This is a genomic window from Rhodopseudomonas sp. B29 (assembly GCF_000333455.1).
Lineage (GTDB): Bacteria > Pseudomonadota > Alphaproteobacteria > Rhizobiales > Xanthobacteraceae > Rhodopseudomonas.
The window spans coordinates 1-7,245 of sequence record NZ_BADD01000717.1; the positions used below are offsets into that span (position 1 = coordinate 1).

Below are 7,245 nucleotides of genomic sequence, written 5' to 3' on the forward strand. Positions count from 1 at the left end.
GAACCTCGGCGACCACCGTTTCGATCAGGATGACACGGCGGTCCGGCGCTGCTTCCTGAGCCCGGCCATAGGACAGCGTCGACTGGCAGAATGCGATCGCGCGCTCCAGCGATCGCACCAGCTTGGGCGCAAAGCGCTGCACACGCGGGTCGGGCACACTGGAGAGCTGGTCGGACAATAGCTGCGACGACGCCAGCAGGTTGCGCAGATCGTGATTGATCTTGGAGACGGCGAGGCCCAGCGCCGCCAGCCGGCTCTTCTGATGCAGCATCGAGACCAGGTCGCGCTGCATGTCGGAGAGTTCGCGCTCGGCGAGGCCGATTTCGTCGCCGCGTGGGCCGGGGATGACGATGCTGGCTGGGCTCTCCGGATTTCGGCGAAAATTCACCATGTTGGCGGTCAGCCGCCGCATCGGCCGCACGAACAGGAAATGCAGCGCCAGATAGATCAGCGCCGTGGTCAGGCTGGTGATGGTCAGCGACACCAGGAGCAGGTTGCTGGAGAAGCGGTACATCGCCTGGCGCAGCGGCGCCTCGTCGATCACCACCTCGATGAACTGCGCGCTGTTGCCCTCGGCCGGACCGATGATCCGCATGGTCTTGTCGCCGCTTTCCAGCATGACGACGAACGAATCCAGGATCGCCGCCCACGGCGTGACGTTGCGCATGTCGACGACGTGGTCGATCGTCGTCGGCAGGTTCGAGCTGGCGAGCAGCCGGCGCTGTTGTCCCATCTTGATGGCCACCGCGCGGGCGTCGATCGAATCCAACACCTGCCGCGCCAGTGTGTCCGGCACCATGCCGGACGGCGAGGCGTCCAGCACCAGCGCCGCCGTATTGGCGGCGGCGAGCCTGTCATTCAGCCGGTTGAGCCGGAAATTGGCGATCGACGGCACATAGATCAGGATCTCGGCGATCAGGATCAGCGGAATCGTCAGCAGCAGCAGCTTGCCCGACAAGCCGATCTTCGGCTCCAGGCCCCGCCGCCATGCATGAGTTTCCGACTGCCGTTCCGCGTCCTGCACTGCTCTGCCTGCTTTCGAGCCCCGTGCTCAGTGCCGTTATGGGACGAATCCGGGCAGATTCGCCACAAAGACCGAATGTCAAGATGCGCCCCTCGTCCCACGAGGTCAAATTACCGTTTGACCATCTATGAAAGCTTGAACGAAGCCGTCATCGCGTTGCTCTGTGGGACTGTTTCGCTGGCCGGCGCGGCACTGTTACGTGAGGTCGGGCGGGGCCAAAACCGCACTGTGTCGCAATTGACGGAAACAGGTCGCTCCCGTATAAGCCGCGCGAATTGTCCGCGATGGCCCGGCTTCGACCGGGGCGGTTCATTTTGGGCCGCAACCGGCTCCACTGTGAGCCAGCATCACCGGGCGCCCCTCAATTATTGAAGAACTGACCCGGTCAGCGGAGAACGACCCGTGAAGCGGACTTATCAACCGAGCAAACTGGTGCGCAAGCGCCGCCACGGCTTTCGTGCCCGTCTCGCCACCACCGGTGGCCGCAAGGTTCTGGCGGCGCGCCGCGCCCGCGGCCGTAAGCGTCTGAGCGCCTAAGGCTAAGCGACGATCATGGAGCGACTGCGGCAGCGGGCGGACTTCGTCGCCGTTGCCGGCGCCGCCCGGGTCAACGGCCCGGCGTTCGTGCTGCAAAGTCGCCGCCGCGGTGATGGCGGTCCCATCCGGGTCGGCTTCACCGTGACCAAAAAGATCGGTACCGCCACCGAGCGCAACCGCATTCGTCGCCGGCTGCGCGAACTGGTGAGGCAGGCGGATCAGGCTTTGATCCCGCCGCAAAGCGACTATGTGCTGGTCGGCCGCCGTCCGGCGCTGACACGCGATTTTGCCGTCATGCTCGGCGATCTCCGCTCCGCGCTCGACCGCATCGCGCGGGGGTCCTCCAAACCGGACTGAACGACGAGACCTGACCCGATGCTCGAAAATCGCAACACCATCCTCGCCGTTGTCCTGTCCGGGCTCGTGCTGCTCGGTTGACAGTACTTCTTCAACATCCCGCAGATGGAGAAGCAGCGCGCCGCCCAGCAGGCGCAGCAGCAGGCCGCCAAACAGGCTGCGCCCGCTCCGGGCGCTTCGCCGTCGGCCACTCCATCCGCGACCCCCGGCGCACCGGCCGGCACCGCAAGTGCCCCGAACCAGCCGGCCGCCAACGTGGCGCCGGCCGTCAGCCGCGAGGCTGCGCTCGCCGCCGGTCCGCGGGTCAAGATCGAGACGCCGCGTCTGGCCGGCAGCATCGCGCTGAAGGGCGCGCGCATCGACGATCTGGCGCTGACGCAGTTCCGCGAGACCGTCGATCCGAAGTCGCCGCCGATCGAACTCTTCTCGCCGTCGGGCAGCGCCAATCCTTACTACGCCGAATTCGGCTGGGTCGGCGCCGCCGGCTCCAACGTCAAGCTCCCCGATGCGAACACAGAGTGGCAGCAGGAAGGTTCGGGCGCGCTGACGCCGTCGACCCCGGTGACGCTGAAGTGGGACAATGGCGAGGGCCTGACCTTCCGCCGCACCATCTCGGTCGACGAGCGCTATTTGTTCAGCATCAAGGACGACGTCAGCAATGTCGGCGGTGCGCCGGTGACGCTGTATCCGTTCGCGCTGCTCTCGCGCCACGGCACCCCGCATGTCGAGGGCTACTACATCCTGCATGAAGGTCTGATCGGCTACCTGGGCGACCAGGGCCTGCAGGAGAAGACCTACGCCAAGATCGACGAAGCCAAGGCGGTCGAGTTCAAGAACGTCATCAACGGCTGGCTCGGCATCACCGACAAGTACTGGGCTGCAGCGCTGCTGCCCGAGACCAATGCGCAGCTGCAGGCGCGCTTCTCGGCCAACGTGGTCGGCAACGTGCACACCTACCAGACAGATTATCTGGAAGACGCGCGGACCATTCCGATCGGCGGCAACGCCAGCGTCAGCACCCGGCTGTTCGCCGGCGCCAAGGAAGCCCGCACCGTCGGCATCAACTTCCCGTTCGCTGGCCTCGGCGGCTACAATCAGCAGCTCGGGCTCAACCATTTCGACCTGCTGATCGATTGGGGATGGTTCTACTTCATCACCAAGCCGATGTTCCTGGCGCTCGACTTCTTCTTCCATCTGGTCGGCAATTTCGGCATCGCCATCCTGCTGGTCACCGTGCTGGTGAAGCTGTTGTTCCTGCCGCTCGCCAACAAGTCCTACGCCTCGATGGCGAAAATGAAGGCGATCCAGCCGCAGCTCGCGGCTCTGAAGGAGCGCCATCCGGACGACAAGGTGAAGCAGCAGCAGGAGATGATGGAGATCTACCGCAAGGAGAAGATCAATCCGGTCGCCGGCTGTCTGCCGGTGATGCTGCAGATCCCGGTGTTCTTCTCTCTGTACAAGGTGCTGTTCGTCACCATCGAGATGCGACATGCGCCGTTCTTCGGCTGGATCCACGATCTGTCTGCGCCGGACCCGACCAACATCTTCAATCTGTTCGGGCTCATCCACTACGATCCGACCGCGATTCCGGTGCTCGGCCACTACCTGGTTCTCGGCGCCTGGCCGGTGGTGATGGGCATCACCATGTGGTTCCAGATGAAGCTCAATCCGCAGCCGCCGGATCCGACGCAGCAGATGATCTTCACCTGGATGCCGCTGATCTTCACCTTCATGCTGGCGCACTTCCCGGCCGGTCTGGTGATCTACTGGGCCTGGAACAACACGCTGTCGGTGGCGCAGCAGGCCTTCATCATGCGCCGCAACGGCGTCAAGGTGGAGCTGTGGGACAATCTGCGAAACGCCTTCTCGCGGAAGAAGAAGGCGGCCTGATCCTCCGGTCATTCCGGGGCGCGAGCGTCAGCTCGCGAACCCGGAATCCAGAGGCTATTGTGCAAAGAGATTCCGGGTTCGCCGCTGCGCGGCGCCCCGGAATGACCATCAGGTGGGTGCACGTCCGCGCCATTCCCGGACTTCGAGCCCGATGACCGACACCATCACTCCCGACCACATCGAACGCGGACGCAAGCTGTTCGCCGGCGACTGGCATTTCATCTGGGCCTCGCCGTCGATCGAGACGCTGCCGCCGATGGGTGCGCTTGAAGTCGCATTCGCGGGGCGCTCGAATGTCGGCAAGTCCAGCCTGATCAACGCGCTGACTGGCCGTAACGCGCTGGCGCGGACCTCGCATACGCCGGGCCGGACCCAGGAGCTGATTTTCTTCGACGGGCCGTCGGACGGCGGCCTGCGGCTCGTCGACATGCCGGGCTACGGCTACGCCGCGGCGTCGAAGACCAAGGTGGCGTCGTGGACGACGCTGATCCATTCCTTCCTGCAAGGCCGCAGCACGCTGGCCCGCGTCTACGTGCTGATCGACGGTCGTCACGGTCTCAAGGACGTCGACCTCGACATCCTCAAGACGCTCGACAAGGCCGCAGTGAGCTATCAGATCGTGCTGACCAAGGCCGACCAGGTCAAAGCCGCCGAGCTTGCCGCGCGCGTCGAAGCCACCAAGGCGGCTCTGCTCAAGCACCCGGCCGCATTTCCCGAAGTGCTGACGACGTCGTCGCGCTCGGGCGCCGGCATGCCGGAGCTGCGCGCTGCGATGATCCGCCTGCTCGACGAGCGCGGCCGATGACTGTGCTGGCGCGTCTGCTGATCGCTTTCGCCGGGCTGTGCGGCGCCGCCGGCGTCGGACTCGCCGCTGCGGCGGCGCATCTGCCCGACGCCACGCGGCTTGGCTCTGCTTCGTCGATGCTGCTGTTTCATGCGAGCGCCATCATCGGCGCCGCGCTGCTGGTGGAGCGCGGGCTCGCGCATCGGCTGATCGGAATGCTCGCAGCTTGCGGCTTCGCCGTCGGCATCGCGTTGTTTGCCGGCGATCTCACGCTGCGTCAGTTCGCCGGCCACGCGCTGTTTCCGATGGCTGCGCCGAGCGGCGGCACCACGCTGATCGGCAGCTGGCTGTTGCTTGCGGTCGCCGCGCTGGTGGCGCCGCGCCGTCCAAAATGCTAGCGCTTTGACCGCCGAACCCTCCCCGAGAGACCCAGCCCCCATGGCCGATACGCCCGTCATCAGCCCGCTCGATCAGGCCCGCATCCTGTCCGAGGCGCTGCCGCACATGCAGCGCTACGACGAAGAAACCATCGTGATCAAATACGGCGGCCACGCCATGGGCGCCGAGGACAGCGCCAAGGCGTTCGCGCAGGACATCGTGCTGCTCGAGCAGACCGCCGTTAATCCGGTGGTGGTGCACGGCGGCGGTCCGCAGATCGCCTCCATGCTGAAGCGTCTCGGCATCAAATCGGAATTCGCCGCGGGCCTGCGCATCACCGACGCCGCCACCATCGAGATCGTCGAGATGGTGCTGGCCGGCTCGATCAACAAGCAACTCGTCGGCTACATCAACGAAGCCGGCGGCAAGGCAGTCGGCTTGTGCGGCAAGGACGGCAACATGGTGTCCGCCACCAAGGCGACCCGCACCATGATCGATCCGGATTCGCGGATCGAGGAAGTCATCGACCTCGGCTTCGTCGGCGAGCCAGAGAAGGTCGACCTGACGCTGCTCAATCAGCTGATCGGCCACGAGCTTATTCCGGTTCTGGCGCCGCTCGCGACCTCGGCCACGGGTCAGACCTTCAACGTCAACGCAGACACCTTTGCGGGTGCGGTCGCCGGCGCGCTGCGGGCCAAGCGGCTGCTGCTGCTCACCGACGTGCCGGGCGTGCTCGACCAGAACAAGAAGCTGATCCCCGAACTGTCGATCAAGGACGCCCGCAAGCTGATCGCCGACGGCACCATCTCGGGCGGCATGATCCCGAAGGTCGAGACCTGCATCTACGCGCTCGAGCAGGGCGTCGAAGGCGTGGTCATTCTGGACGGCAAGGTCCCGCACGCCGTGCTGCTCGAACTCTTCACCAACCAGGGTACCGGCACGCTGATCCACAAGTGATGGAACGGCATGGTCCACGCGCTTGAACGGGCCCACGACTGGCAGGGCCCTCATCCTGAGGAGCCCGGCTGCGCCCATAGGGCGGAGCCGGGCGTCTCGAAGGATGGCCGCGTGGCCGCATGGTTCGAGACGGCGCGCTGCGCGCGCCTCCTCACCATGAGGCGCTGCTGGTGGCGAGCGAGCGCGCTCGTACTGTTATTTGCTTCTGTCACCACCACCGCCGCCCGCGCCGATCTCAAGCTCTGCAATCGCATGAGCTACGTGGTCGAGGCGGCCATCGGGGTCGAGGACAAGGGCACGACGGCGACGCGCGGCTGGTTTCGCATCGATCCTGCGCAGTGCCGCGTGGTGCTGCAGGGCGCGCTGAATGCCGAGCGCGTATTGCTTCAGGCGCGGGCGCTGCCGCTGTATGGCGCTTCGCCGCTGCCGCAGAACGGCACTGATCGCCTGTGCGTCGCGGCCGACAATTTCGTCATCGCAGCCGCGCGGCAGTGCCGCAGCGACCAGACGCTGGCGCCGTTCACCGAGATCAAGCCGAGCCAGACCGACGACGGCAACAGCGTCGCGTATCTGGCCGAGGACAGCGAATACGACGACGAACAGGCGCGGCTCGCCGCGATCCAGCGCCTGCTGGTGATCGCCGGTTACGATGCCCAGCCGATCGACGGCGTCGACGGGCCGAAAACTCAGGGCGCACTCGCGGCGTTTCTCAAGAGCCGTGGCCTCGACGCCAAGATCGTCGATACGCCGGAGTTCTTCGACACCATGGTCAAGGCGGTGCAGCAGCCGTCGGCCACCGGCCTGACCTGGTGCAACGACACCAAGTACAAGGTGATGGCCGCTGTCGGCGAGGACGACGGCAAGACCATCACCAGCCGCGGCTGGTACGGCATCGCGCCCGGCGCCTGCCTGCATCCGGACCTCGGCAGCAAGGTCAAGCGCGTGTTCAGCTTCGCCGAAGCGGTGGATAGCAACTCGCGCCCCGTCAGCGCGCGCGGCCAGCCGTTGAACTGGGGCGGCGGCACGCTGCTGTGCACCCGCGAGACCAAGTTCGAACTCGCCGAGCACGGCGATTGCGCGGCGCGCGGCCTGAATGCCACCGGCTTCACGCTGGTCGATCTCTCTGGCGGCGGCAAGACGCTGCGGTTTGGAGCGCCATGACGTCGTTTGCCGCTAAGCCGCCGAAGCGCGGCTTCGATCATGTCGAGACCTGGGTGTTCGATCTCGACAACACGCTGTACCCGCACCACGTCAATCTGTGGCACAGGTCGACGTCCGCATCCGCGATTTCGTCGCCAACTATCTGCAGGTGACGCCC

The 7,245-nt window shown here is 65.6% G+C and carries 8 protein-coding genes and 1 pseudogene; 8 read left to right on the plus strand and 1 reads right to left on the minus strand.

All coding sequences use genetic code 11. The annotated features are described in order from the left end of the window. Positions 1 to 1,024: HAMP domain-containing histidine kinase (locus I5M_RS25890; RefSeq protein ID WP_022724048.1), on the minus strand; the 1,024-nt coding region annotated here is incomplete at its 3' end. A gap of 402 nt (positions 1,025 to 1,426) precedes the next feature. Here I5M_RS25890 and rpmH point away from each other — a divergent pair. From rpmH to I5M_RS33255, 8 genes and pseudogenes are all read left to right on the plus strand, one after another. Beyond that, positions 1,427 to 1,561: a 50S ribosomal protein L34 gene (rpmH, locus tag I5M_RS25895; RefSeq protein WP_006609582.1), complete on the plus strand. Its 135-nt coding sequence runs from the start codon at positions 1,427 to 1,429 to the stop codon at positions 1,559 to 1,561. A gap of 15 nt (positions 1,562 to 1,576) precedes the next feature. Continuing rightward, positions 1,577 to 1,918, plus strand: coding sequence for a ribonuclease P protein component (gene rnpA / locus I5M_RS25900; RefSeq protein ID WP_022724049.1), 342 nt, complete (start codon positions 1,577 to 1,579; stop codon positions 1,916 to 1,918). An 18-nt stretch (positions 1,919 to 1,936) separates the two neighbouring features. Beyond that, a pseudogene (gene yidC / locus I5M_RS30650) lies at positions 1,937 to 3,808 on the plus strand (membrane protein insertase YidC). A gap of 151 nt (positions 3,809 to 3,959) precedes the next feature. Then, positions 3,960 to 4,613, plus strand: a complete 654-nt coding sequence (gene yihA, locus I5M_RS25910; RefSeq protein ID WP_022724050.1) for a ribosome biogenesis GTP-binding protein YihA/YsxC — start codon at positions 3,960 to 3,962, stop codon at positions 4,611 to 4,613. After that, complete coding sequence (locus I5M_RS25915) at positions 4,610 to 4,990, plus strand: DUF423 domain-containing protein (RefSeq protein ID WP_022724051.1); 381 nt, start codon at positions 4,610 to 4,612, stop codon at positions 4,988 to 4,990. Before yihA ends, I5M_RS25915 begins: the two co-directional genes overlap by 4 nt. Positions 4,991 to 5,030: 40 nt before the next feature. Further along, entirely contained in the window at positions 5,031 to 5,927 is an 897-nt protein-coding gene (gene argB, locus I5M_RS25920; RefSeq protein WP_022724052.1) for an acetylglutamate kinase, read from the plus strand. Positions 5,928 to 6,083: 156 nt separating this feature from the next. After that, positions 6,084 to 7,088: a DUF1036 domain-containing protein gene (locus I5M_RS25925; protein ID WP_022724053.1), complete on the plus strand. Its 1,005-nt coding sequence runs from the start codon at positions 6,084 to 6,086 to the stop codon at positions 7,086 to 7,088. Further along, the gene (locus I5M_RS33255; protein WP_022724054.1) at positions 7,085 to 7,240 is read left to right on the plus strand and encodes a hypothetical protein; all 156 of its coding nucleotides are present in this window, start codon (positions 7,085 to 7,087) and stop codon (positions 7,238 to 7,240) included. Before I5M_RS25925 ends, I5M_RS33255 begins: the two co-directional genes overlap by 4 nt. The last annotated feature ends 5 nt before the right edge of the window (positions 7,241 to 7,245 follow it).